Origin of the sequence: Mycobacterium sp. (assembly GCF_040398885.1) — a bacterium.
Lineage (GTDB): Bacteria > Actinomycetota > Actinomycetes > Mycobacteriales > Mycobacteriaceae > Mycobacterium.
Genome location: NZ_JBBATF010000027.1, coordinates 1 through 23,953 on the forward strand (window position 1 = coordinate 1; position 23,953 = coordinate 23,953).

Annotated in this window: 18 protein-coding genes and 1 tRNA gene; 9 read left to right on the plus strand and 10 right to left on the minus strand. The window is 70.0% G+C overall.

The window, feature by feature from the left end; genetic code table 11:
• The 3 genes from tilS to dacB form a co-directional block, all read right to left on the minus strand.
• A partial coding sequence (gene tilS / locus ADBZ5U_RS04460; RefSeq protein ID WP_526262786.1) for a tRNA lysidine(34) synthetase TilS occupies window positions 1-738 on the minus strand: 738 nt, incomplete at its 3' end.
• Window positions 714-1,784: an Rv3626c family coenzyme F420 biosynthesis-associated protein gene (locus ADBZ5U_RS04465; RefSeq protein WP_526262788.1), complete on the minus strand. Its 1,071-nt coding sequence runs from the start codon at window positions 1,782-1,784 to the stop codon at window positions 714-716. The genes ADBZ5U_RS04465 and tilS, both read right to left, overlap by 25 nt.
• Window positions 1,785-1,808: 24 nt before the next feature.
• Window positions 1,809-3,185 carry a D-alanyl-D-alanine carboxypeptidase/D-alanyl-D-alanine endopeptidase gene (gene dacB / locus ADBZ5U_RS04470; RefSeq protein WP_526262790.1) on the minus strand — a complete coding sequence of 459 codons (1,377 nt, stop codon included), beginning with the start codon at window positions 3,183-3,185 and terminating at the stop codon, window positions 1,809-1,811.
• Window positions 3,186-3,309: 124 nt separating this feature from the next.
• Between dacB and ADBZ5U_RS04475 the strand changes: the two genes are divergently transcribed.
• Window positions 3,310-3,798 (plus strand): inorganic diphosphatase, encoded by a 489-nt coding sequence (locus ADBZ5U_RS04475; RefSeq protein WP_526262792.1) that lies wholly within the window; start codon window positions 3,310-3,312, stop codon window positions 3,796-3,798.
• 78 nt (window positions 3,799-3,876) lie between these two features.
• Window positions 3,877-4,404 (plus strand): 2-oxo-4-hydroxy-4-carboxy-5-ureidoimidazoline decarboxylase, encoded by a 528-nt coding sequence (locus tag ADBZ5U_RS04480; protein WP_526262794.1) that lies wholly within the window; start codon window positions 3,877-3,879, stop codon window positions 4,402-4,404.
• A gap of 64 nt (window positions 4,405-4,468) precedes the next feature.
• Here ADBZ5U_RS04480 and ADBZ5U_RS04485 read toward each other — a convergent pair whose 3' ends face one another.
• Window positions 4,469-5,437 (minus strand): TerC family protein, encoded by a 969-nt coding sequence (locus ADBZ5U_RS04485; RefSeq protein WP_526262796.1) that lies wholly within the window; start codon window positions 5,435-5,437, stop codon window positions 4,469-4,471.
• Between the two features lie 253 nt (window positions 5,438-5,690).
• On the opposite strand from ADBZ5U_RS04485, the gene ADBZ5U_RS04490 reads away from it, so the two are divergent.
• The 4 genes from ADBZ5U_RS04490 to ADBZ5U_RS04505 all read left to right on the plus strand — a co-directional run bounded on the left by ADBZ5U_RS04490 (window position 5,691) and on the right by ADBZ5U_RS04505 (window position 14,055).
• Complete coding sequence (locus ADBZ5U_RS04490; RefSeq protein WP_526262798.1) at window positions 5,691-9,608, plus strand: Pls/PosA family non-ribosomal peptide synthetase; 3,918 nt, start codon at window positions 5,691-5,693, stop codon at window positions 9,606-9,608.
• Entirely contained in the window at window positions 9,605-10,933 is a 1,329-nt protein-coding gene (locus ADBZ5U_RS04495) for a M1 family metallopeptidase (RefSeq protein ID WP_526262800.1), read from the plus strand. Before ADBZ5U_RS04490 ends, ADBZ5U_RS04495 begins: the two co-directional genes overlap by 4 nt.
• On the plus strand, window positions 10,930-12,183 hold the full coding sequence (locus tag ADBZ5U_RS04500) for a hypothetical protein (RefSeq protein WP_526262802.1): 1,254 nt from the start codon (window positions 10,930-10,932) through the stop codon (window positions 12,181-12,183). Before ADBZ5U_RS04495 ends, ADBZ5U_RS04500 begins: the two co-directional genes overlap by 4 nt.
• 81 nt (window positions 12,184-12,264) lie before the next feature.
• Window positions 12,265-14,055: a hypothetical protein gene (locus ADBZ5U_RS04505; RefSeq protein ID WP_526262804.1), complete on the plus strand. Its 1,791-nt coding sequence runs from the start codon at window positions 12,265-12,267 to the stop codon at window positions 14,053-14,055.
• 4 nt (window positions 14,056-14,059) lie between these two features.
• Here the strand turns inward: ADBZ5U_RS04505 and ADBZ5U_RS04510 are convergent, their stop codons facing one another.
• Window positions 14,060-14,581, minus strand: a complete 522-nt coding sequence (locus ADBZ5U_RS04510; RefSeq protein ID WP_526262806.1) for a hypothetical protein — start codon at window positions 14,579-14,581, stop codon at window positions 14,060-14,062.
• 140 nt (window positions 14,582-14,721) lie between these two features.
• On the opposite strand from ADBZ5U_RS04510, the gene ADBZ5U_RS04515 reads away from it, so the two are divergent.
• Both ADBZ5U_RS04515 and ADBZ5U_RS04520 read left to right on the plus strand, forming a co-directional pair.
• Window positions 14,722-15,822, plus strand: coding sequence for a transporter substrate-binding domain-containing protein (locus tag ADBZ5U_RS04515; protein WP_526262808.1), 1,101 nt, complete (start codon window positions 14,722-14,724; stop codon window positions 15,820-15,822).
• Window positions 15,819-16,922: a transporter substrate-binding domain-containing protein gene (locus tag ADBZ5U_RS04520; protein ID WP_526262810.1), complete on the plus strand. Its 1,104-nt coding sequence runs from the start codon at window positions 15,819-15,821 to the stop codon at window positions 16,920-16,922. Before ADBZ5U_RS04515 ends, ADBZ5U_RS04520 begins: the two co-directional genes overlap by 4 nt.
• A 20-nt stretch (window positions 16,923-16,942) precedes the next feature.
• Here the strand turns inward: ADBZ5U_RS04520 and ADBZ5U_RS04525 are convergent.
• Window positions 16,943-17,018: transfer RNA gene (locus tag ADBZ5U_RS04525), tRNA-Thr, on the minus strand.
• 100 nt (window positions 17,019-17,118) lie between these two features.
• Window positions 17,119-18,333 (minus strand): DNA polymerase III subunit delta', encoded by a 1,215-nt coding sequence (locus ADBZ5U_RS04530; protein ID WP_526262812.1) that lies wholly within the window; start codon window positions 18,331-18,333, stop codon window positions 17,119-17,121.
• A 95-nt stretch (window positions 18,334-18,428) separates the two neighbouring features.
• Between ADBZ5U_RS04530 and ADBZ5U_RS04535 the strand changes: the two genes are divergently transcribed.
• The gene (locus ADBZ5U_RS04535) at window positions 18,429-20,033 is read left to right on the plus strand and encodes an adenylate/guanylate cyclase domain-containing protein (protein ID WP_526262814.1); all 1,605 of its coding nucleotides are present in this window, start codon (window positions 18,429-18,431) and stop codon (window positions 20,031-20,033) included.
• A gap of 26 nt (window positions 20,034-20,059) precedes the next feature.
• Here ADBZ5U_RS04535 and topA read toward each other — a convergent pair whose 3' ends face one another.
• From topA to ADBZ5U_RS04550, 3 genes are all read right to left on the minus strand, one after another.
• Complete coding sequence (topA, locus tag ADBZ5U_RS04540) at window positions 20,060-22,897, minus strand: type I DNA topoisomerase (protein WP_526262816.1); 2,838 nt, start codon at window positions 22,895-22,897, stop codon at window positions 20,060-20,062.
• Between the two features lie 157 nt (window positions 22,898-23,054).
• Entirely contained in the window at window positions 23,055-23,633 is a 579-nt protein-coding gene (locus tag ADBZ5U_RS04545; RefSeq protein ID WP_526262818.1) for a hypothetical protein, read from the minus strand.
• 171 nt (window positions 23,634-23,804) lie between these two features.
• Window positions 23,805-23,953 (minus strand): cold-shock protein (locus tag ADBZ5U_RS04550; RefSeq protein WP_526262820.1); only part of this gene is annotated, 149 nt, incomplete at its 5' end.

Here is a 23,953-nt window from a genome sequence, read left to right on the forward strand (position 1 = left end):
CACCGCATCGAGGGCCGCGCGGGCCGCCGCATCGAGGGCCGCGCGGGCCGCCGCATCGAGGGCGTCGGTGTCCTCGCGCAGCGCCGCGGCGGTGCGCGCCAGGGCCTCGGCCACACCGCCGCCGAGTACGTCCTCCAGCAGTGGCAGCACCTCGGTGCGCAGCCGGACCCGGGTGAACCGGGGGTCGGCGTTATGCGGGTCATCCCATGCGGTCAGATCCGATTCGGCGCACACCAGGTGGGTGGCCGTACGCCGTACGTCCAGCAGAGGGCGAAACCACGGCGGGTCACCGGGGCGCATCCCGGCGATGGACCGGGCACCGGAGCCGCGGCCCAGGCCCAGCAACACCGTCTCGGCCTGATCGTCGAGGGTGTGTCCGAGCAGCACGGGCGATCCGTCGCGAGCGGTCCGCAGTGCGCCGTAGCGGGCGGCCCGCGCGGCGGCCTCCGGGCCGCCCTCGGATCCGACCTCGACGCGCAGAACCCGCGCGGCGACGCAACCGAGATCCAGCGCCTGTCGGCGCGCGGTCTCGGCGACGGCCGCCGATTCCGCCTGCAGGCCGTGGTCGACGATCAGCGCGGTGGTGGGCCGCACCGGCGCGGCCGCGGCGGTCAGCGCCAGCGAGTCCGGACCGCCGGAGAGAGCCACACACCAGGCTTCGGCGTCGCCGAGCCAGGTGGCGGCGAATCCGGCCACCTTCGCGCGCAACGCCGCTAGAGCAGGACCCGGTCGATCCACCGCTGGGGATCTTCGATCTCGCGGGGCAGTGGCAGCGTGCCGGGCCCGGACCACACCGTGTTGAAACGCTGCATGCCGACGCCGTTCACCACGTAGTCGACGAAGGCCCGCCCGCGGGTGTACTGGCTCAGCTTGGCGTCCACGCCGAGCAGGGCGCGCAGCACCCGCTGCAGGGGTGGCTGCCTGCGCTCCCGGCGGGCGTCGAAGCGCCGCCGGATCTGGTGCACCGACGGGACGACGGCCGGCCCGACGGCGTCCATCACGTAGTCGGCGTGCCCCTCGAGCAGCGTGCCCAGCACCAGCAACTGGTCGAGCGCATCGCGCTGCTGCTCGGACTGCACCGCGCGCATCAAGCCGAGCACACCGGCGTGGTTCGGGTCGGGGGCGGAACCGCGGCGTTCGCGGACGAACTCCGCCAGCCTGCCGGCCACCTCACCGAAATCGTCGTCGCGTTCGGAGGTCAGCACTGCCAGCGCACGCGACATGTGTTGGGAAAGCCAGGGATTCGCGGTGAACTGCACCCGGTGGGTGACCTCGTGCAGACACACCCACAGTCGGAAGTCCTTCGGCGAGATCTTCAACTGGCGTTCGACCGAGATCACATTCGGATAGACCAGGAGCAGCGCGCCCCGGCCGGACTCGCCCGCCGTGTCTTCCCGGGTGGCGAAGGGGTCGTACTGCCCGAGGATGCCCGAGGAGATGAAGGCCAGCACCGCGCCGGTCTGGGCGCCGGCGATGCGGCCGGTGACGGGATTGCCCGGCCTGTCTGCGCCTCCGGTCATCACCCGCATGGAGTCGGCGGCCGCGCGGATCCACTCCGGGCGGTCGACGATGCGCGGCCGGGGAGCGGGTTCCCCGGTGTCGAGTTGGGTGATCTCCCGGACCGGCGCCTCGGCGGCCAGGGCCGCCTCGGCCAGATCGTCGATGGCCTGCCGGCGGGTGTAGTCGGTGGCCGGCGGGGCCGACCGGGCCAGCCGCGCCCCCACCGCCGCGGCGAACCGCCAGTCGACGGCCCGACCGACGGTCAGTTCGGGAGACGAAGCCACCGGCTCATGACCTGCCGGGGGAGGTCATGAACCGCAGCCGCAGGTACGCAGGATCGAGGCCAGGGCATCCAACCGGGTGCGGCCTTCCATACCGGCGTTGTTGGAGATGAAGGCGAAGGTGAGCACTCGGCCGTCGACATCGGTGACGATGCCGGCCAGCGAGTTGGTCTTGGTGAGCGATCCGGTCTTGGCGCGCAGCCAGCCGGCCGAGGTCTTCGGGCCCGAACCGAGGAACCGGTCCGAGAGGGTCCCGCTGCCGCCGGCCACCGGCAGCATGTCCACCAGCGGCCGCAACACCGGCTGGTCCGGACCGGCTGAGGCCTGGACCACAGCGTCGAGGGTGGCGGAGGTGAGCAGGTTGGCGACCGAAAGTCCGCTGGAGTCAACCAGTGAGGCGCCGGTCAGGTCGATCTTGGCCGCGGCCAGCTTGGCGATCACGGCGTCGACCGAACCGGCGAAACTCGACGGGTGTCCGGTGGCGCGGGCCACCTCTCGCCCAATGGTCTCGGCCATCACGTTGTCCGATGCCGTCATCATCTGGCGCAGCCGTTCCATCAGCGGCGCGGATTGAACCGATGCCAACTGCCGGCCGGTGGCCGGGCCCGGGGCGATGGTCACCCTGGCCGGGTCCGCACCGATGGCGAACGCCAGCGCCCGGCCCGCGTCCAGCGCCGGTGTCGGGGACCGCCGCGACTGGAGGGTGGTCGGCTGGGTCCGTCCGGCGTCGAGCATCACCGACTGGATGGGGGCGATGTCCCCGCCGGCGATATCGGCCGGATCCCAGCCCGGCGCCATGTCGGGTCCGCTGAACAGCGACGTGTCGACCTGCACCGCCGTCGCTTTCATCCCGCTCTTGCGGACCTGGTCCGCGAGATCGGCGATCCGGGCCGCGCCGCGGTACCAGGTTTCCTCGTTGGGCGGCGCCGCGGACAGGGTGGGGTCACCGGCTCCGACGAGGACCACGACACCCGGCAACCGGGTCTGATCGGCGGCCTGCACCGTCGTGGTGACCCGGGCGTTGCGGTCCAGGGTCAGCAGCGCCGCGGCGGCGGTCAGGATCTTGTTGGTGGAGGCCGGCTGCATCGGGACGCCCGCCCGGAGCTCCCAGATCTGATTGCCGGTCAGGGCGTCGGTGATGCGGCCGCTGAGGTTGCCCAGATTCGGGTTGGCAACGGCAGCGGCCAGTGCCGACGTCATACCCGCGGTGGTCGGCACTGCCGCCGAGTCGGGCAACGGCACCAGCGCGGGCTTGGACGCGGCCGGCGGGCGGGGGGCGGGCACCGAGGCGTTGCTGCGACCTCCCGAGCTGAGGAGAGCGGCCGCCGCCACGATCACCGCGACCACCGCGATGACGGCGGCGGCGAGCAGCGCGTGGCCACCACGCCGGTGTGTGCGAAGCATGACTCTCCTAGGTAGTGCGTCTCATTGTGCCCAACGAGGCCGTGCCGACGCGAATCCCTGGTTTACGGTGTTTCCCGTCGCCCGGCACCCATGGACGGCGACGGAACCCGGGAGGAGCGGCGAGGTGAAGTTCGACGTCACGATCGAAATCCCCAAAGGCCAGCGCAACAAGTACGAAATCGACCACGAGACCGGTCGGCTGCGGCTGGACCGCTACCTGTACACGCCGATGGGCTATCCCGCCGACTACGGCTACATCGAGGACACCCTCGGCGAGGACGGCGACCCCCTCGACGCTCTGGTGTTGCTGCCGGAGTCGGTGCATCCCGGCGTGATCGTCGAGGCCCGGCCGGTCGCCATGTTCCGGATGGTCGACGAGGCCGGCGGCGACGACAAGGTGCTCTGCGTCCCCGCCGGCGACCCGCGCTGGGACCACATCCAGGATCTGGCCGACGTGCCGCCTTTCGAACTCGAGGCGATCAAGCACTTCTTCGTGCACTACAAGGATCTCGAGCCGGGCAAGCACGTCGACGCCGCCGACTTCGTCGGACGCGCCGAGGCCGAGGCGGAGGTGCAACGCTCCCGTCAGCGGTTCGCCGGTGCTGGTCACTGAGTCCGGCCCCGGGGGAGAGTTTTCCTGGCCGTAACCCGGGGTTACCCGGCTGTGCCTTGGTTTCTCCATGATCAGGGTGTGTTACTGCACCAGGGCCTGGGACTGGACGCCTTCAACCATCTGCCCGCCCGCCGGGCGTTGCACGCTCTGTTCGAGTGCTGTAACAGCGTGACCATGGCGGGGGATCTGGCCAGGGGCCGGCCCTACCCCGACCGCGACGACCTGTACCGAAGGGCCGACGCCCTGCTGTTCGCATTGTCCGAGGAGTCGATCGACGACATCCTGCAGTCCTGCCGGGAGATCGGCGCCCGGCCCGGCAGCGCGCGCTCGCACGCCGAACACTGCGCGTTGTGGGACTCCCGCCCGGGGGTGATGCAACTGCTGGACAGTTCGGCGCGCGGATATGCGGAGAGTTTCGGATTCGCCTTCGTGATGTACGTGGAGCCGGACTGCCCGGTGTCCGCGGTGATCGCCGCGATCGTCGACCGGATGCACAACGACTCCGAAACCGAGCGGAAGGTGTTGCGCAACGAGATCGCCAGGGTCAACCGCAGCCGCCTCGAGCGGATGCTCGGCCCGGCGGGCGGCTTCGACAACTGGGCCTAAGCGGGTTCGGGGCTCGACGCCCGGGCTCAGCGCGCTCAGCGCTCGACAATCGGGCCCCGTCGGATCAGCGCCGGTCGCCGACCCGGGTCCTGATCAGGCTGGCCACCATGGTCAGTAGCAGCGTCAGAATGATCACCGCCAGACTCAGCAGGGTTGGGATTTCGGGGACAGGCAGTCCCTCCCCGCCGTTGATGAACGGCACTTTGTTCTCGTGCAGGGCGTGCAGCAACAGTTTGACGCCGATGAAGAACAGGATGAACGCCAGGCCCTGGGACAGATAGACCAGCCGGTTGAGCAGATCGCCCAGCAGAAAGTACAGCTGCCGAAGTCCCATGAGGGCGAACACATTGGCGGCGAAAACCAGATAGGGCTCGCTGGTGAGGCCGTAGATCGCCGGGATCGAATCCACCGCGAAGAGCAGGTCGGTGGTGCCCAGCGCGACGATCACCAGGAACATCGGCGTCATCATCCGCCTGTTCCCGCGTTTGACGTAGAGCTTCAGGCCGTGCCAGGTGGGAGTGGTGTTCAAATACGTCTTCGCCAGTCGAACCACGGCGTTGTCGCCGTCGTCGCTGTGGTCGGTGTCCCGGACGAGCTTGATGGCGGTGAACACCAGAAAGGCGCCGAATACGTAGAAGATCCACGAGAACCGTTGGATGGCAACGGCTCCCAGCGCGATGAAGATCCCGCGGAAGACCAGTGCGAGGACGATTCCGACCAGCAGGGCCTGCTGCTGATGGACCCTGGGCACCTTGAAGCTGGCCATGATGATGATGAAGATGAACAGGTTGTCCACCGAGAGGCTGTATTCGGTGAGCCACCCGGCGTAGAACTCCAGACCGAACCGGCTGCCGTGGAAATGCCACACCCACAGGCCGAAGGCCAAGGCCATGCCGACGTAGAAGCTCAGTGCGACCACGCATTCCCGCCGGCTGGGTTCGTGCGCCCGGCGGGCGAAAACGAGGACGTCGATCAGCAGGACCGCCAGGGTCACCGCGAGGGTGATTCCCCATTCCAGACCGGAGACATTCAAGGGGCAGACCTTTCGGGAGTCGTCGGCCCAGGCTTACCGAAGCCCGGGCCCGAGGTCTCTTCCGCCGGCGCCCGAAATGGGCTCGACCGGCCCGCGGTCCCGGACGACCGCCAGGCGGCCGACGTGGTGACGACACCGCGGCGAAGGAATACTCCCCTCTGCACCGCCAGTCTGTCAGGTGGCGGCGACCTGCGAAAGTCGGGCCGGCACCGACCCCCGCGAGCCGGGCCGCCAGACCCTAGGATTCTCAGTCGTGGCGCCACCCCGGATTCCCTCCCAATACCTGCTTTCCGGGCAGGCGCCGCCACCACGGACGCTCGTCGACATCCTCTACGACACGGCGGCGCGGTTTCCCGAGGCGACGGCGATCGACGACGGCGACGTCCAGCTGAGCTACGCCGAGGTCATCGCCGACATCCGCGCCGGCGCGCGCTGGCTGTCCGCCCGCGGTGTCGGCCGAGGGGACCGGGTCGGGATCCGGATGCCGTCGGGCAACTCTTCGCTTTACCTGGCGATCCTGTCCGTACTCGCCGCGGGCGCCGCCTACGTGCCGGTGGACGCCGACGACCCGGACGAGCGTGCGGCGCTGGTGTTCTCCGAGGCGGAGGTGGCCGGCGTGCTCACCGAGACGGGGCTGACCCCGGGGCCGGGATCCTCACGCGGCTGGGGTGCCGCCCCGCCCGAGGTGAGCGACGACGCCTGGATCATCTTCACCTCCGGGTCCACCGGAAGGCCCAAAGGTGTGGCGGTGACCCACCGCAACGCGGCGGCGTTCGTCGACGCCGAGGAGCGGATGTTCCTGCGGGACAACGGGATCGGTCCAGACGATCGGGTACTCGCCGGGTTGTCGGTGGGCTTCGACGCGTCCTGCGAGGAGATGTGGCTGGCCTGGCGCAACGGCGCCTGTCTGGTCCCGGCACCCCGCGCGCTGGTGCGCAGCGGAATGGATCTCGGGCCGTGGCTGGTCTCCCGCGACATCACCGTGGTGTCGACGGTTCCCACACTGGCGGCGTTGTGGCCGGCCGAGGCCCTGGAAGCGGTGCGGCTGCTGATCTTCGGCGGCGAGGCCTGCCCGCCGGAATTGGGCGAACGGCTGGCGGTGGAGGGCCGCGAGGTGTGGAACACCTACGGCCCCACCGAGGCGACGGTGGTCGCCTGCGGCGCGCAACTGGTCAGCGGGGCACCGGTGAGCATCGGTCTTCCGCTACCCGGCTGGGATCTGGCCGTGGTCGACGGTGACGGCGCACCGGTCGGGCTGGGCGAGGTCGGCGAGTTGGTGATCGGCGGGGTCGGCCTGGCCCGCTACCTCGACCCGGAGAAGGACGCCGAGAAGTACGCGCCGATGCCCTCGTTGGGGTGGGCCCGCGCCTACCGCAGCGGCGACCTGGTGCGGCTGGAGTCCGAGGGGCTGTACTTTCAGGGCCGCGCCGACGATCAGGTGAAACTGGGCGGCCGGCGCATCGAACTCGGGGAGATCGACTCGGCGCTGGTGAACCTGCCCGGTGTCAGCGGAGGTGCGGCCGCCGTACGCAAAACCGCCAGTGGGACACCGGTTTTGGTGGGCTACATCACTTCGGTCGACCCGTCGTTCGACCTGGCGGCCGCCCGCACCCAACTCGCCGAAACGATGCCGGCCGCACTGGTTCCGCGGCTGGTGCTCCTCGACGAACTGCCCGCCCGGACCTCGGGCAAGGTGGACCGTGCCGCTCTGCCGTGGCCGCCCCCGGGCGATGTCCCCGATGTCGGGTCCCAACTGGGCGGCACCATGGGCTGGCTCGCCGCCCGGTGGCAGGAAGTCCTGGGCGCCGTCGTCGACGGCCCGGAGGCGGATTTCTTCGCCCTCGGCGGCGGTTCGCTGTCGGCCGCCCAGTTGGTGGTGTCGCTGCGCGGGCGGTACCCGGAGATGACGGTGGCCCACCTCTACGACCATCCCCGACTGGGGTCGCTGGCCGGGTTCCTGGCAGACCTCGAATCCGACCGTCCCACGCCGGTCGCCGTCGTCCCGAGGACGGTGTCGCCGACGCCACTGGCCGCCCGGGCGGCCCAGGCGGCGCTGTCGCTGCCACTGGCCACCCTCACCGGCCTGCAGTGGCTGACCTGGCTGGCGCTGGCCAACAACGTCGCGGCGCGACTGCATCCGCTGCCCTGGCTGGTGCCGCTGCCCTGGTGGGCGGTGGCCGTGGCCGTCGTCGTCTTCATCACGCCACCGGGCCGGATGGGCATAGCGGCCGTGAGCGCACGCCTGCTCCTCACCGGGTTGAAGCCGGGGAGCCATCCGCGCGGCGGTCGGGTGCATCTGCGGTTATGGCTGGCCGAGAGGCTCGCCGAAGCCAGCGGCGCCGAGAACCTCGCCTGTGCGCCGTGGATGGTGTATTACGCACGTGCCCTTGGCAATTCGATCGGCAAGGGAGTCGACCTGCATTCGGCTCCCCCGCTGACCGGCATGCTCACGCTGGGACACCGGAGCTCGGTCGAGCCGGAGGTGGACCTCTCCGGCACCTGGCTGGACGGCGACGTTCTCCACGTCGGGCCGATCACCGTCGGCAACGACGCGACCATCGGGGCGCGCACCACGCTGCTGCCCGGCGCGGAGATCGGCAAGGACGCCGACGTCGCCGCCGGCTCGGCGGTGGTCGGCAAGGTCAAGGGCGGCCAGTACTGGAAGGGGTCGCCCGCGGTGAAGTCCGGCAAGGCCCGCCACCCCTGGCCGGACCTGCGGCCGCCGCGGGCCGGGCACTGGGTGCCGATCTACGGCCTCTCCTCGCTGCTTCTGGGCGCCCTGCCGCTGGTGGCGCTGGCCGCCGGCCTCGCCGTCCCGGCCTGGACTGCCCGGCACTCAGACACGCTCGGGGACGCCGTGCGGGCCGGCGCCGGGTGGATTCCGTTGGGCGCGCTCGTCTCGGCGGCGGTCTATGCGGCGCTGACGGTGATCGGTGTGCGCCTGCTTGCCCTCGGACTGCGGGAGGGCTACCACCCGGTGCGCAGCCGCACCGGGTGGCAACTGTGGGCCACCGAACGCCTGATGGACGCCGCCCGCAACCATCTGTTCCCGCTCTATGCCGGGCTGCTCACCCCGGTGTGGATGCGAATCCTCGGCGCCAGGGTCGGCCGCGGCACCGAGATCTCGACCGCCCTGCTGACCCCCAAGTTCACCGTCGTGGAGGACGGCGCCTTCCTGGCCGACGACACCATGGTGGCGTCCTACGAACTGGGCGGGGGCTGGATTCATGTCGCCCAGGCCTGTGTCGGCAAGCGTGCCTTCCTGGGCAACTCGGGGATCACCCAGCCGGGCCGGCGGGTTCCCGACGACGGCCTGGTGGCGGTGTTGTCGGCCACCCCGCCCAAGGCCAAGACCGGATCGTCGTGGTTGGGCAGCCCGCCGATCCGGCTCCGCCGCAACGCCGACACCGCCGAGGCCGCCTTGACCTACGCCCCTGCCACGCGGCTGAAGATCATGCGCGGGGCCGTCGAGACCTGCCGGCTGGTGCCCATGGTGGTGTCCTTCGCGATCGCGGCGGCGGTTCTGGCCGCGCTGCAGTGTCTGGTCCTGCGGTTCGGCTACGGCTGGGCCGCAGCGACCTGCGGTGCGGTCCTGCTGATCGCCGGCGCCGTGGCCGGGATCGCTTCCGTCGTCGCGAAATGGCTTGTCGTCGGGCGGATCCGGGCCGGCGAACGGCCGCTGTGGTCACCGTTCGTCTGGCGCAATGAGGTGGCGGACGCCTTCGTCGAGACGGTGGCCGCGCCGTGGTTCGCCCGCGCCGCCAACGGCACACCGATCCTGAACCTGTGGCTGCGCGCGCTCGGGGCGAAGATCGGCCGCGGGGTGTGGTGCGAAACCTACTGGCTGCCGGAGGCGGACCTGGTCACACTGGGCGACGGCAGCACGGTGAACCGTGGCTGCGTGGTCCAGACGCACCTGTTCCACGACCGGATCATGCGGATTGACAGCGTTGTTCTGGAGGCCGGCGCGACCCTGGGCCCGCACTGTGTCGCACTGCCCGCGGCCCGGATCGGCGCCGGAGCGACGGTCGGTCCGGCATCGCTGGTGATGCGCGGCGACGAGGTCCCGGCCTCGACGCGCTGGCAGGGCAATCCCATTGCGCCGTGGCCGGTTTCCAGCAGGCGGCGCAAGGCCCGGCGGCAGCGGGCCGAGCAGGGGGCAGCGGCGTGAAACCGGCACCCAGGAAGGGCGGCGCCCCGCCCGTCATCGACCCCTACCTCCCGAACAACGGGAATTTCGGCTACCGGGTGTCGCGCTACGAACTGGACCTGGCGTACAAGGTCGCGAGCAACCGGCTGACCGGTACCGCGACCATCACCGCCGTCACACTGGCGTCGCTGCGGAGCTTCACCCTCGACCTGGCCGACACGATGGCGGTGACCAAGGTGACCGTGAACGGTTGTCGCCCAGAATATTTCGGTACCTCGACGGGCAAGCTGCGGATCCGACTGGGCGCTGCCCTGCCGGCCGGTTCAGCGATGACGGTCGTGGTCCGCTACGGCGGGACACCACGGCCGATCCGGACGCTGTGGGGCGAGGTGGGCTTCGAGGAGTTGTCGAACGGGGCCCTGGTGGCCGGCCAGCCCAACGGTTCCCCGACCTGGTTTCCCTGCGACGACCACCCCAGTTCCAAGGCGAGCTATCGGATCCAGATCAGCACCGACAGTCCGTACTACGCCCTGGCCCCCGGTGAACTGGTCGCCCACCGGGTCCGCGCCGGCCAGGCGGTGTGGACCTACGAGCAACCGGAACCGACTTCGACGTACCTGGCCACGGTGCAGATCGGCATGTACGAACTCCGTCGGCTGCCCAAGGCGCCGGTGCCGATGCAGGCTGTCATCCCGGCGCGCCTGAGGGACCGTTTCGATCACGACTTCGGCCGCCAGCAGGCGATGATGAAGCTGTTCGTCAAGCTGTTCGGCCCCTACCCGTTCTCCGCCGGGTACACCGTGGTGGTCACCGACGATCCGCTGGAGATACCCCTCGAGGCCCAGGGCGCTTCGGTGTTCGGCTCGAACCACTGCGACGGTGCCCGCGGATCGGAGCGGTTGATCGCTCACGAACTGGCCCATCAGTGGTTCGGCAACAGTGTGACCGCGCGCCGGTGGCGTGACATCTGGCTGCACGAAGGGTTCGCCTGCTACGCCGAATGGCTGTGGTCGGAACATTCCGGCGGGCGGACCGCTGCGGACCTCGCACGGCAGCACCATCAGCGACTGCTGGTCGCCGCACAGAACCTGCTGCTGTCCGATCCGGGGCCGCGCGACATGTTCGACGACCGGGTGTACAAACGTGGCGCCCTGACGCTGCACGCGCTGCGCGGCACCGTCGGCGACGCCAAATTCTTTGCCCTGCTTCAGGACTGGACCACCCGTTACCGGCACGGCACGGTGGTGACCGATGACTTCACCGGCCTGGCCGCCAACTACGCCGACGTCTCGCTGCGTCCGTTGTGGCAGGCCTGGCTCTATTCGACCGCGGTCCCGCCGCTGTGACCGAGGCCGGCGCACCTCCCGAGTTCGCCACCGCCGGCCCGGTGGCGCGCGGCAGCGTCGCCCGCGTCGGCATCGCCACCGCCGTGGCCGCCGTCTGCGGCTACGGGGTGATGTACCTGGCGGCCCGGCGCCTGGAGCCCGCCGGGTTCTCCGTCTTCGGGGTGTTCTGGGGTGCGTTCGGCCTGACGGCCGGCGCGGCCAACGGACTGCTGCAGGAAGCCACCCGGGAGGTCCGCTCCGCGGCGGGCCGCCCGGCGGCCCCCGGCCCGCACACCGGACCGATGGGGGTCGCCGCCGCGGTGGCCGTCGCCGCGGCGGCCGTCATCGCGGGCACTTCGCCGTTGTGGGCGCCGCACGTGTTCGCCGAGGCGCGGTCGCTGTCGGTGGCGCTGCTCTCGGCCGGGATCGCCGGATTCTGCCTGCACGCGACCTTGCTGGGAATGCTGGCGGGCGCCGGGCACTGGTCGCTGTACGGCGCGCTGATGGTCACCGACGCCCTGACCCGGTTGGTGCTGGCCATCGCGGCCTTCACGCTCGGGTGGGGACTGTCTGGTTTCCTGTGGGCGACGGTCGGCGGCTCGCTGGCCTGGCTGCTGGTGCTGCTGGCGTCCCCGGCGGCGCGGTCGGCGGCCCGACTGCGCACCTCCGGGTCGGTTCCGGCCTTCCTTCGCGGAGCGGCGCATTCCGTTGCCGCCGCGGGCGCCAGTGCCGTTCTGGTGATGGGCTTCCCGGTTCTGCTCAAGGCGACCTCCGGGGAACTCGGCGCCGCCGGTGGCGTCATCATCCTGGCCGTCACGTTGACCAGGGCGCCGCTTCTGGTTCCCATGACGGCGTTGCAGGGCAACCTGATCGCCTACTTCGTCGACCACCGTCGCGCTCGGGTGCGCGCCCTGCTGGCGCCGGCCGCGGTGGTCGTGACGGTCGGCGCTGTCGGTGTGGCGGCCGCATATCTGTTGGGGCCGTGGATCCTTCGGATCGGATTCGGCGCGGAGTATGTGACCGGCGGACGGCTCCTGGCCTGGCTCACCGCCGGCGCGGTCTCCATCGCACTGTTGACACTGACCGGCGCCGCCGCGGTGGCGGCGGCACTTCACCGGGCCTACTCGATCGGCTGGGTGGGCGCGACCCTTGTCGCCGCCGGACTGCTCAGCCTGCCGCTGGGCCTCGAGACCAGGACCGTGCTGGCGCTGCTGTGCGGACCACTGGTGGGCATCGCCGTGCACCTGGCGGCCCTGGCCCGCGCCGACTGAACCGGACGGCGACCGTTGAGCAGCCGTCCGCGGTTCGACTGCCCGCACGACTCGGGGCGGTCCACCCGTACAGTCGTGGCGATGTCATCCAGGCCGGGCTTCCGGATGCCGCCGGTCGCCGTGGCGTCGGCCGCGCTGATCGGTCTGCACCTCGTCGTGCGAGCGGTGGTGGCTTTCGGCGGCTACTTCTACTGGGACGACCTGGTCCTGGTCGGCCGCGCGGGCACCCGGCCACTGCTGTCGGCGGCGTACCTGTTCACCGACCACGACGGACACGTCATGCCCGCGGCTTTCCTGCTCGGCGGCGTGATCACCCGACTGGCACCGCTGGTCTGGACCTGGCCGGCGGCCAGTCTGGTGGTGCTGCAACTGATCGCCGCCCTGGCCCTGCTGCGGGCGCTGTGGGTGATCCTGGGCTGGCGGCCGGCCTTGCTGGCGCCACTGGGTTTCGCGCTGTTCACCCCGTTGGCCCTGCCGGCCTTCGCCTGGTGGGCGGCCGCGCTGAACTACCTTCCGATGGTCGCCGCGATGGCCTGGGTATGTGCCGATGCAATCCTGTTGCGCCGCACAGGTTCTCGCCGTTACGCGATCACCGGGGCGCTGGCTTTCCTCGCCGGTCTGATGTTCTTCGAGAAGGCTGCGGTGATCCCGTTCGCGGCGTTCCTCCTCGTCGCACTGCTCGGCCACGTCGAGGGTGACCAGCATCCGGTACGGGCGGCGTGGCGGGGCGGCCGACCGCTGTGGCTGGCCGCGGGTGGGATCACCGCAGCCTGGGTGGCGCTCTATCTGTTGGTGGTCGACCAGCACCGGTGGAATTGGGACCCGGCGATGACGTGGGAACTGCTGGCGCGCTCGGTGACTCACGGGATCGTGCCCGGCCTGGTGGGCGGACCGTGGCACTGGGGACGCTGGGCTCCGGCGTCGCCGTGGGCGGTGCCGCCGGCTTCGGTCATGGTGCTCGGGTGGGCTGCGCTGGCCGTGGCGGTCGGGGTGTCGATGCGGCGCAAACGGCGCCTCGGCGCGGTGTGGCTGGCCGCCGTCGGCTACGCGGCGGCCTGTCAGGTCCCGATCTATCTGATGCGGTCGTCGGCGTTCACCGCCCTGGAACTGGCCCAGACCCTGCGCTACCTGCCCGACCTGGTGGTGATGCTGGCACTGCTGGCGGCCGTGGGGTTGCGCGCCCCGGACCGCCCCGGCCCGCCCCGGCCGGATGTGCAGGACCGGCGCCGCGCGGTCGTGGCGGGCCTGGGGCTGGCGTTTCTGGCCAGTTCCCTGGTGTCCACCAAGACGTTCCTGGCCAGTTGGCAGGACAACCCCACCAAGTCCTATGTGCGCAACGCCCTGGCCGGTCTGGCCGCGGCGCACGCGGCATCGCCCTCCCCGCTGCTGGATCAGGAGGTCGACCCGCTGATCCTGCAGCGGGTTGTCGGCCCGGAGAACCTCGCCAGCCATATGTTCGCGCTGATCGCCGACCGCCCGGAGTTCCGCGGATCCACCGACCGGCTCCGCATGCTGGACAGCGCCGGGCGACTGATCGACGCCCAGGTGACCTGGGTTCGCACCATCACGGCGGGCCCCCAGCCGCAGTGCGGGTACTTCGTCCAACCCGACATCCCGGTGCGCATGCCCCTGGACGGACCCCTGCTGCCGGCCGACTGGACCGCCGAGATCACCTACCTGGCGAACACCGAAGGCAGCCTGACCCTCGCCCTGCCGGCCGGACCGGAGACCAAGGTGACGGTCAGGCCCGGCCTCAACCGGGTGTATGCCCGACTATCCGGCGCCGGCGACGCCATCACCGTCCGGGCCGCCACCTCGGCCTTGACCGCGTGCGTGGCCTCCGGCCCGGTCGGCTACCTCGCGCCGCGGTGAGCCGCTACTCGTCGTCGAACTGGCGGGTCTGGGCGATGATCCCGGCGACCTGAGTACGGATCTCACGGGCTGCCATCGTGGTGGCGACGGCGGCCATCTGGAGGGCCGTGTCCGGATCGTCGCTGAGCAGATAGCTCGCGGCGGTCTCGACGACGTCGGCGAACCGATCGCGCAGCAGCGCCTCGACACCCGAGAGCGCGAACCCGGCGTGGGCCAGCGGTACGCACCTGCGCAGCAGGTGAAACACGTCGGCGTCGATCCGCCGGTACATCTGCTGGGCGTAGACCCGCTTGGACAACTCGATGCCGCCTGGTTGGCGCAGCATCACCTCCTGGCCGGCGAGCCTGGCGACCACCGGCTCCGCCGAGCACATGGACAACTGCACGAAGCGGCTCGCCAACTCCGCGGTGACCACGGCGGCCAGCGGGTCCTCCAGATCGGAGAGATCGACGTCGTCGGAGCCCGGCGGGGCAGTAGTGTCGGAGCCCGGCGGGGCAGGAGTACGGGGCGGGTTGGTCTCGAACATGGGCCGATCATCTCAGCGGGGTCTGACAATTTGACCGCCCGGAACCACGGCCTATTTCCAGTGGCGCTCATCTCGCCGCGGGGTGACGTTATTCTGTGGGCTGTCGCGCCCGAAGGGGGCCGACGCGAAAAGGATTCCGGGTGCTCTCACGCTTACGTGCCGTACTGGTCGCGGTAGTGCTGGTGGCCATGATCGGCGGGCTGCCCGGATGGGTCCCGCGCGCGCAGGCCGAGCCGCGCACCGTCACCGTCGCCACCTACGACGTCGAGCCGTTCGTCATCACCGAGGGCAACGTCAAGTACGGATTCACCATCGACCTGCTCGAGGAGATCGCCAAACGCACCGGGTGGACCTACAACTACCTCGAAGGCAGCACCGTGCAGGGGCTGCTGCAGGCGGTAGCCGACGGTAAGGCCGACCTGGCGGCCTCAAACATCTCGATCACCGCCGATCGGGAGAAGCGGTTCAACTTCACCCAGCCGATCATCGCCGCCGGCCTGCAGATCATCGTCCCGGCGTCGGCCACCCAGCGGGTCGAACCCGGCCTGGTCGACTTCGTCAAATTGCTGTTCTCCCAGACGATGCTGGTGTGGCTCCTGGCGGCACTGGCGTTGACCGTCCTTCCCGCGCACATCATCTGGCTGCTGGAGCGCGGCGATCCCGGGTCGATGGTGGCGAAGCCCTATTTCCCCGGCATCTTCCAGGCGTTCGGGTGGGGTCTGGGCATGCTGTCCGCCGCTCCCTTCGACTCGCCACAGCGATGGCCGATCCGGGTGGTGACGATCCTGTGGACCTTCGTCAGCATCATCTTCGTCGCCTACTACACCGCCATCCTGACCAGCAACCTGACCGTGGCCACGATCCAGTCCAAGATCGGGTCACCGGCCGACCTGATCGGCAAACGGGTCTGCACGGTGGCCAACACCACCTCCGCGCCGGCCCTGGAGAAGCTGGGCGTGGGTTTCACCGGTCTGGCGCAGATCTCCGACTGCTACGCCGGACTCAAGGACGGCGCCTTCGACGCGGTGGTCTACGACGCCCCGGTGCTCGACTACTACGTCAACCACGACGGCGCCGGCATCGCCGCCATGGCCGGTCCGATCTTCAAAGACGAGGACTACGGGATCGTGTTCCCGATCGGCAGCAAGCTCAAGGAAGATGCCGACCGGGCGATCCTGTCGATGCAGGAGGACGGCCAGTACGACCTGCTCAAGCAGAAGTGGTTCGGTAGCTCCCGATGATTCCGTCCCGCCTGCGTTGCCTGATCACGGTGGTGTTTCTCATCGCGGTGATCGGGGGGCTGCCCGCTCTGGCCCCGCGCGCGGACGCGGCACAGCGGACGGTGACCGTGGCGACCCGGGAACTGACGCCGTTCGTGATGACCCAGGGCGGCACAAAGACGGGCTTCACCATCGATCTGCTCGACGAGGTCGCCAAACACACCGGGTGGACCTACACCTACGAAACCCAGAACAATGTGCAGGAACTGCTGAAGGCGGTAGCCGAGGGCCGCGCGGAAGTCGGCGCCAGCGCGGTGTCGATCACCGCCGACCGCACCAAGAAGTTCGACTTCTCCCAGCCGATCCTCAACGCCGGCCTGCAGATCATCGCCCCGATCGGAAACACCGAGAAGGCGAGCCCGGGACTCCGCGACTTCCTCAAACTGCTGTTCTCCAAAACCATGGTGGTCTGGTTGTCGGCGGCGCTGGTCCTGACCCTCCTGCCCGCCCACATCATCTGGCTGTTGGAGCGCGGCGATCCCGGGTCGATGGTCGCGACGTCCTACTTCCCCGGCATCTTCCAGGCATTCGGGTGGGGGCTGGGCATGCTGGCCGCCGCTCCCTTCGACGCGCCACAGCGATGGCCGATCCGGGTGGTGACCATCCTGTGGACCTTCGTCAGCGTGATCTTCGCCGCCTACTACACGGCCATCCTCACCACCAACCTCACCGTGGAGAGGATCAGTTCCCAGATCGCTTCGCCCTCGGATCTGGTCGGTAAGTCGGTGTGCACGGTGGCCAACACCACCTCCGCCCCGGCGCTTTCCAAGCTTGGTGTCCAGTTCACCCCCGCGTCGAACATCGACGAGTGCTTCTCCGGTTTGGAGAAGGGCGCCTTCGAGGCGGTGGTGTACGACGCCCCGGTGCTGCAGTACTACGTCGCCCACCGCGGCGCCGGGATCGCCGACCTGGCCGGCCCGGTCTTCAAGGACGAGGACTACGGGGTCGTGTTCCCCATCGGCAGCGCGTTGCGACGGGAGTTCGACGACGCCCTGCTGGCGGTGCAGGAGGACGGCGAGTTCGACCGGCTCAAGCAGAAGTGGTTCGGCGCCGGCGGGTGAATCGTCACCGGCCGAACGGATGGAGCCGCCTAGGGGAATCGAACCCCTGACCTATTCATTACGAGTGAATCGCTCTGCCGACTGAGCTAAGGCGGCTTGGCTCCACGATGAGCGCTTGCGCGAAGAGCACACCGCCACGATGAGCGCTTGCGCGAAGAGCATCTCGTTGAGCCGAGCGCTGAGTCTACCCCCCGGCCTAATCCCCCGGACTGATCCCCGATCGCAGCGCCCGCCCCAGGGTGGCCACCATGGCGTCGACGGCGAACTTGGGTTTGACGTTTGCCGCCAGGGCCTCGCGGCAGGCCAGCACCGCCTCGATACAGCGCAGCAGGCCCTCGGAGGAGGCGTGGTCGGCCAGCGCGGCAACCCCCTGGGACATGTCGGGGTGGCTCGGGGTGACGGTGGCCGCACCGCCCGACACCATCAGCGCGTCGCGGAAATAGGTCGCGAGGTCGATCAGGGAACGGTCCAGCGCGTCCCGCGAAGCCCGGGTGCGACGTGACTTCTGCCGCTTCTCAAGCTCTTTGAGCGCCCCGGTCGCGCCGCGCAGCGCACCGGCGGCGCCCTTTCCGGTGCCACCGGCCCCCCACGCGATCATCAGATCCGCGGCCTCGGTCTCGTCGCGTCCGGCGGTCAGCGCGCCGGCCTCCGCCTCGGCCGCTTTGACCAACTCCTCGACCGCGGCGTAGGCCCGGGCCGGTGTCGCGGCGTCGCGCGCCAATCCCAGTGCGCGGGCGCGACGTTCCCGCGCCTCGGGATCGGTGGCCAGCCGGCGGGCCCTGCCGACGTGACCCCCGCTGACCGAGGCCGCCCATCCGGCTTCGTGCTCGCTCAAGCCGTCCTGGCGCATCAGCACCCCGGCGATGGCTTCGGCGGACGGCGTCACCAGCGCCACATGCCGGCACCGGGACCGCAACGTGACGGCGATGTCTTCCGGGTCCACCGACGGCGCACACAAAATGAAGACCGTCGAGGGCGGCGGTTCCTCCACCACCTTCAGCAGGGCGTTGGCCGCGCCCTCGGTGAGCCGGTCGGCGTCCTCGATGACGACGATCTGCCGGCGCCCGGTGGTCGGGCGGCGGGAGGCGGTGGCGACGATGGCGCGCATCTCGGCGACCGCGATGGACAACCCCTCCGGGACGACGCGCCGGACGTCGCCGTGGGTGCCGGCCATTGTGGTCGTACACGCCCGGCACTGCCCGCATCCGGGGCCGCCCTCGGCGGTGCACTGCAGCGCCGCAGCGAAACACAACGCAGCCACCGACCGGCCGGAGCCGGGCGGGCCGGTGAACAGCCAGGCATGCGTCATCGAGTCCGGGTGAGCACAATCACCCCGCGCCGCCGCTGCCGCGGCCGTCAATTCCGAGACCACCGCGCTTTGGCCCACCAGCCGTGAGAACACCCCGGACATCGTGCCCAACCCTACTGCGCGGCAATGACACAGCAGTCCTGGCACCGCCCGACCAGGGTTGCCCGAGTCGCGGCGCGGGCCGCTACGGTAGTTCGGTGAACAGCGCGCCAACCCCGCGCGGACGGGTCCCCGACTTCGTCCGCTGGGTGGCCCGCTCCCCGTGGTTGTTGTTCTCACTGGGGTTACTCCAAGCCGACATCATCGGCGCGCTGCTGGTGGTCGGCTTTCTGCGCTTCGGGCTGCCGCCGAGCGACCGGGTCAAGCTGCAGGACCTGCCGACCGCCAACCTGGCGTTCCTCCTCGGGTACGTCATCCTCGCGTTCCTGATCGGAACGGCGATCAGTTTCACCCTGTTGGTACCGGTGTTCCGGTGGCAGCGCCGGGATGCGTTGCTGACCGACGACGACCCGGCCCTGACCGCGCGGGCCCGTCTGCGCGCGCTGCGGATGCCCGTGTACCGGTCGCTGATCAGCCTCACGTTATGGCTACTCGGGGCGTTCGTGTTGATCGCCACCAGTTGGCCGGTCGCCCTGCACGCCGCCCCGGAACTGGCGATGGCCACCCTGGTGGGCGCCACCGCGACCTCGATCATCGGGTACCTGCAGTCCGAACGGGTGCTGCGCCCGGTCGCGGTGGCGGCGCTGCGCGGCGGTGTCCCCGAGAACTTCCGCCGCCCGGGCGTCGTGCTCAGGCTGGTGCTGGCCTGGGTGCTGTCCACCGGAGTTCCGGTGTTGATGATCATCGTGTCGGTGTTGGCGACCAGGTTTTCGATTCTGGAGACCTCCGCGGACACCATGCTCACGCCGATCCTGCTGATGGCGTGCGCGGCGTTGGTGGTGGGTCTGGCGGGCAACGTGTTGTCCGCGATGGCGATCTCCGACCCGCTGCGCCAACTGCGGTGGGCTCTCGGGGAGGTGCAGCGCGGAAACTACAACGCGCACATGCAGATCTACGACGCGACCGAACTCGGGCTGCTGCAGGCCGGTTTCAACGACATGGTTCGTGAGCTGAGCGAGCGCCAGCGGATGCGGGATCTGTTCGGCCGCTACGTCGGGGAGGACGTCGCCCGCCGCGCGCTGGAACGCGGAACCGAACTGGGTGGCCAGGAGCGTGATGTCGCCGTGCTGTTCATCGACTTGATCGGCTCCACCGAACTGGCCGCCAACCGCCCGCCCGGTGAGGTGGTCACCCTGCTCAACGACTTCTTCCGGGTGGTGGTCGACACGGTTCAGAACCACGGCGGGTTCGTCAACAAGTTCCAGGGCGACGCCGCGCTGTGCATTTTCGGTGCCCCCATCGAGCATCCCGACGCGTCCGGTGCCGCGCTGGCCGCCTCCCGGGAACTGCACGACCAACTCGTCTCCGTCCTGGGGCAGACCGCTTTCGGCATCGGCGTCTCCGCCGGGCGAGCCATCGCCGGCCACATCGGCGCGCACTCCCGGTTCGAGTACACGGTGATCGGGGATCCGGTCAACGAGGCGGCGCGGCTGACCGAACTGGCCAAGGCCGAGGAGGGCCATGTGCTGGCGTCGGCGATCGCGGTCAGCGGGGCGTTGGACGCCGAGGCCCTCTGCTGGGACGTCGGCGAAATCGTGGAACTGCGGGGCCGCACCGCGCCGACCCAGTTGGCGCGGCCGGTCAACCTGGTCGCGCCCGACGAGCCGGCCGACATCGTCGGCCCCATCGAAGTGACCGGCTGAGGCTCGGGCCTTCTCAGCGGGCCTTCTCAGCGGGCCTTCTTGACCGCCTTCTTGACCGCCTTCGTGGCGGCCTTCTTGACCGCCCTCTTGGCCGGCGCCTTCTTGGCGGCCTTCTTGACCGGGCCGCGGATCCGGCGGTCGGCGAGCAGTTCGGAGGCCCGCTCGTCGGTGATGCTCAGGACGTCGTCACCCTTGCGCAGGCTGGCGTTCGTCTCGCCGTCGGTGACATAGGGGCCGAACCGGCCGTCCTTGATCACCATCGGCTTACCCGAGGCCGGATCGGTGCCCAACTCCCGCAGCGGCGGGGTCGCGGCGCCCTGACGGCCCCGGCGCTTCGGTTCGGCGTAGATCTTGAGCGCCTCGTCGAGGGTGATGCCGAAGATCTGATCCTCGGAGGTCAGCGACCGGGAGTCGTTGCCGCGCTTGAGGTATGGGCCGTAGCGGCCGTTTTGCGCGGTGATCTCCTCGCCGTTGGCAGGGTCGACCCCGACAAGCCTCGGCAGGGACAGCAGTTTCAGGGCGTCGTCGAGGGTGACGGTCTGCAGATCCATGGTCGCGAACAGCGAACCGGTGCGCGGCTTGGGCCCGGTGGGTTTCTTGCCCTTCTTGGCGGCGCTGCCCGATTCGTCGTCCGGCGGCGGGGGCAGAACTTCGGTCACGTACGGTCCGTACCGCCCGTCGCGGGCGATGATCTCATGCCCGGTCTCGGGATCGACACCGAGCACGCGCCCCTCTTGCGGTGTGGCGAAAAGGGTTTCGGCCAGTTCCAGGGTCAATTCGTCGGGGGTGATCTCGTCGCTGAGGTTGGCCCGCTGCGGGGCCGGCTCGCCGTCCTCACCGACGATCATGCGTTCCAGATAGGGGCCGTTGCGGCCGACCCGGACATAGACCGGACGGCCGTGGTCGTCCTCGAACAGCACGATGGAGTTGATCTCCCGGGCGTCGATCTCGTCGACGTTCTCACCGACCAGCTTCCGCAGGCCGCCGGCCCGGGCGATCGAATGCGGGACGCCGTGCTCGCCGCCGAAGTAGAAGTTGCGCAGCCAGTTGGTGCGGTGCTCGTGGCCGGCGGCGATCTCGTCGAGTTCGTCCTCCATGGCGGCGGTGAAGTCATAATCCACCAACCGGCCGAAGTGCTGCTCGAGCAGACCGGTCACCGCGAACGCCACCCACGACGGGACCAGGGCACTGCCCTTCTTGTGGACGTAGCCCCGACCCTGGATGGTCTTGATGATCGAGGAATACGTTGAGGGACGCCCGATTCCGAGGTCCTCGAGAGCCTTGACCAACGACGCCTCGGTATACCGGGCCGGCGGGTTGGTGGCGTGGCCGTCGGCGGTCAGGCGGACGGCATCGACCCGCTGCCCCTGCCGCAGGTGCGGCAACCGGCTCTCGGCATCGTCGGCCTCGCCGCCGGCGAGTTCGTCGACGGTCTCGACATAGGCCTTCAGGAAGCCGGGGAAGGTGATGGTGCGTCCGCTGGCGGCCAGCGTCGCCTCGCGCCCGTCGGCGGCCGTGCCGTTGATGCGCAGGCTCAGCGTGGTGCCCCGCGCGTCGGCCATCTGCGAGGCGACCGTGCGCTGCCAGATCAGCTCGTAGAGACGAAAGCCGTCGGCGTCGAGTTCGGAGTGCAGAGCGCCGGGAGTGGCGAAGGTGTCGCCGGCCGGCCGGATGGCCTCGTGGGCCTCCTGGGCGTTCTTGACCTTGCGGGTGTACTGACGCGGCGAGGGGTGGACGTACTCGTCGCCGTAAAGCTGTCGGGCCTGATTGCGCGCCGCGTTGATCGCCGACTCCGACAAGGTGGTGGAGTCGGTCCGCATGTAGGTGATGTAGCCGTTCTCGTAGAGCTTCTGCGCCACACTCATGGTGCGCTCCGATGTGAACCGCAGCTTGCGGCCCGCTTCCTGCTGCAACGTCGAGGTCATGAACGGCGGATAGGGCCGGCGCGTATAGGGCTTCTCCTCCACTGAGGCGACGCTCAGAGCCGCCCCCCGCAACCCGGAGGCCAGCGCCCCGGCGGCCGCCTCGTCGAGAACGAGGACCTCGGCCGGTTTGCGGACGGCGCCGAGGGAGTCGAAGTCGCGGCCGGTGGCCACCCGCTTGCCGTCCACCGAGACCAGTCGGGCATTGAACCGCGGCGGGCTGGCCTCCGGATCGGACACACTGGCGTCCAACTCGGCCAGGATGTCCCAGTAGGCGGCGCTGCGGAAGGCCATGCGTTCCCGCTCGCGCTGCACGATGATCCGGGTGGCGACGGACTGCACCCGGCCGGCTGACAGCTTCGGTGCCACCTTCTTCCACAGCACCGGGCTGACTTCGTAGCCGTACAGGCGGTCCAGGATGCGCCGGGTCTCCTGGGCGTCGACCAGGTCGGTATCCAGGTCGCGGGGATGCTCGGCGGCCGCCCGGATCGCCGGTTCGGTGATCTCGTGGAAGACCATCCGCCGGACCGGGACCACCGGCTTGAGGGTTTCGAGCAGGTGCCAGGCGATGGCCTCGCCCTCGCGGTCGCCGTCGGTGGCCAGGTAGAGCTCGTCGACATCCTTGAGCAGGCTCTTCAGTTCACTGACCGTGGCCTTCTTGTCGGGGCTGACCACGTAGAGCGGTTCGAAATCACGGTCGACGTTGACCCCGAGCCGAGCCCATTTCTCCGACTTGTATTTGGTCGGCACGTCGGCAGCGCCCTTGGGCAGGTCACGGATGTGGCCGCGGGATGACTCGACGATGTAGTCACGGCCCAGGTAGCCGGCGATTTTGCGGGCTTTGGTGGGCGACTCGACGATGACGAGACGCCGGACGTTGCCGTTGTTGCGGGTGCCGTTGCGCCCCGAATCGGGCGAATCGGGCCGGTCGTCGTCAGCCACCTGCGCCTACGCTCCACTTCTTTGTTCCTGCGATCGTCGTTCCTGCGATCGTCGCCCCAATCGAGGGTCCTGCGCTCCCCCACGGATACCCCGGGCCTGTTGACAATTTCGCACTCCCGGACCGGCCGACGCAAACCGGCCCCCTGCCGGAAGCGTCTCAGACTCTCGGCCAGGACGCCAGTGCCTCCACCCCGTCAGGGGGCTCGCCCACCGTTTCCACCAGCCGCGATAGCCGCCGGCGGCCGCTGATCCGCAGAGCCGGCCGGGCCCCCCGGGTGCCGATGAGAGTGGGTGCGATACCGATCCTCATCAGGGCCGACGCCAGCGGGGAGTGGGTGTCCGGAGCGTGCGGGTCCAACCCGAGCAGGTACCGGTCGGCTTCCGGAGAGCCCGCGGCCAGGGTCCAGGCACGCAGCTCCCGCGGGCCGGGCAGCCAGCCTGGGGGGACGGTCTTGACCGCGCCGCGGGTCCACGCCGCGGCGACGCCCAGCAGGCGGGCGTCCGGAGCGGTGCGGACCAGCGGGGTGTCCTCCTCGGTGCGGGTGATCTCCGCCTTCAGGCCGGCCGCCACGATCATGTCGGCCAGCGCGGCGGCCCGCCAGACCGAATCGACCACCACCGACAGCCGTGCCGCCCCGCCCACCGTGACCACCTGACCGGCCGCGGCGAGCACTCCGGTCAGGTCGGAGACCGCAGGCGGCACCGACTCGGCGGAGAAGAAGGACAGCTGGCTCACGATTCGACACTAAGGCAGAAGGTCAAGGGCCCAGGCCGAAGGGGCCCAGGTCGAGGGGCCCAGGCCGTAGGCGCCGGCGCGGCGAGCGCGAGAGGCGACGGCGGTCAACACCAAAGCACCCCCGCGAAGCCCGTCACCGGGCCCGCGGGGGTGCGCAAGGACGGTTGTCGATCAGACGGCGCGCACGCCGGTGGCCTGCGGCCCCTTGGGGCTCTGACCCACCTCGAACTCAACCCGTTGGTTCTCCTCCAAGGTGCGGAACCCCGACCCCTGGATTTCCGTGTAGTGGACGAACACATCGGCGGAGCCGTCCTCGGGGG

Excerpts from the sequence above, each read along its gene's own strand:
- dacB (WP_526262790.1), bottom strand. The coding sequence starts at position 3,185 with ATGCTTCGCACACACCGGCGTGGTGGCCACGCGCTGCTCGCCGCCGCC.
- ADBZ5U_RS04505 (WP_526262804.1), top strand. The coding sequence starts at position 12,265 with ATGTCATCCAGGCCGGGCTTCCGGATGCCGCCGGTCGCCGTGGCGTCG.
- ADBZ5U_RS04510 (WP_526262806.1), bottom strand. The coding sequence starts at position 14,581 with ATGTTCGAGACCAACCCGCCCCGTACTCCTGCCCCGCCGGGCTCCGAC.
- ADBZ5U_RS04520 (WP_526262810.1), top strand. The coding sequence starts at position 15,819 with ATGATTCCGTCCCGCCTGCGTTGCCTGATCACGGTGGTGTTTCTCATC.
- ADBZ5U_RS04530 (WP_526262812.1), bottom strand. The coding sequence starts at position 18,333 with ATGTCCGGGGTGTTCTCACGGCTGGTGGGCCAAAGCGCGGTGGTCTCG.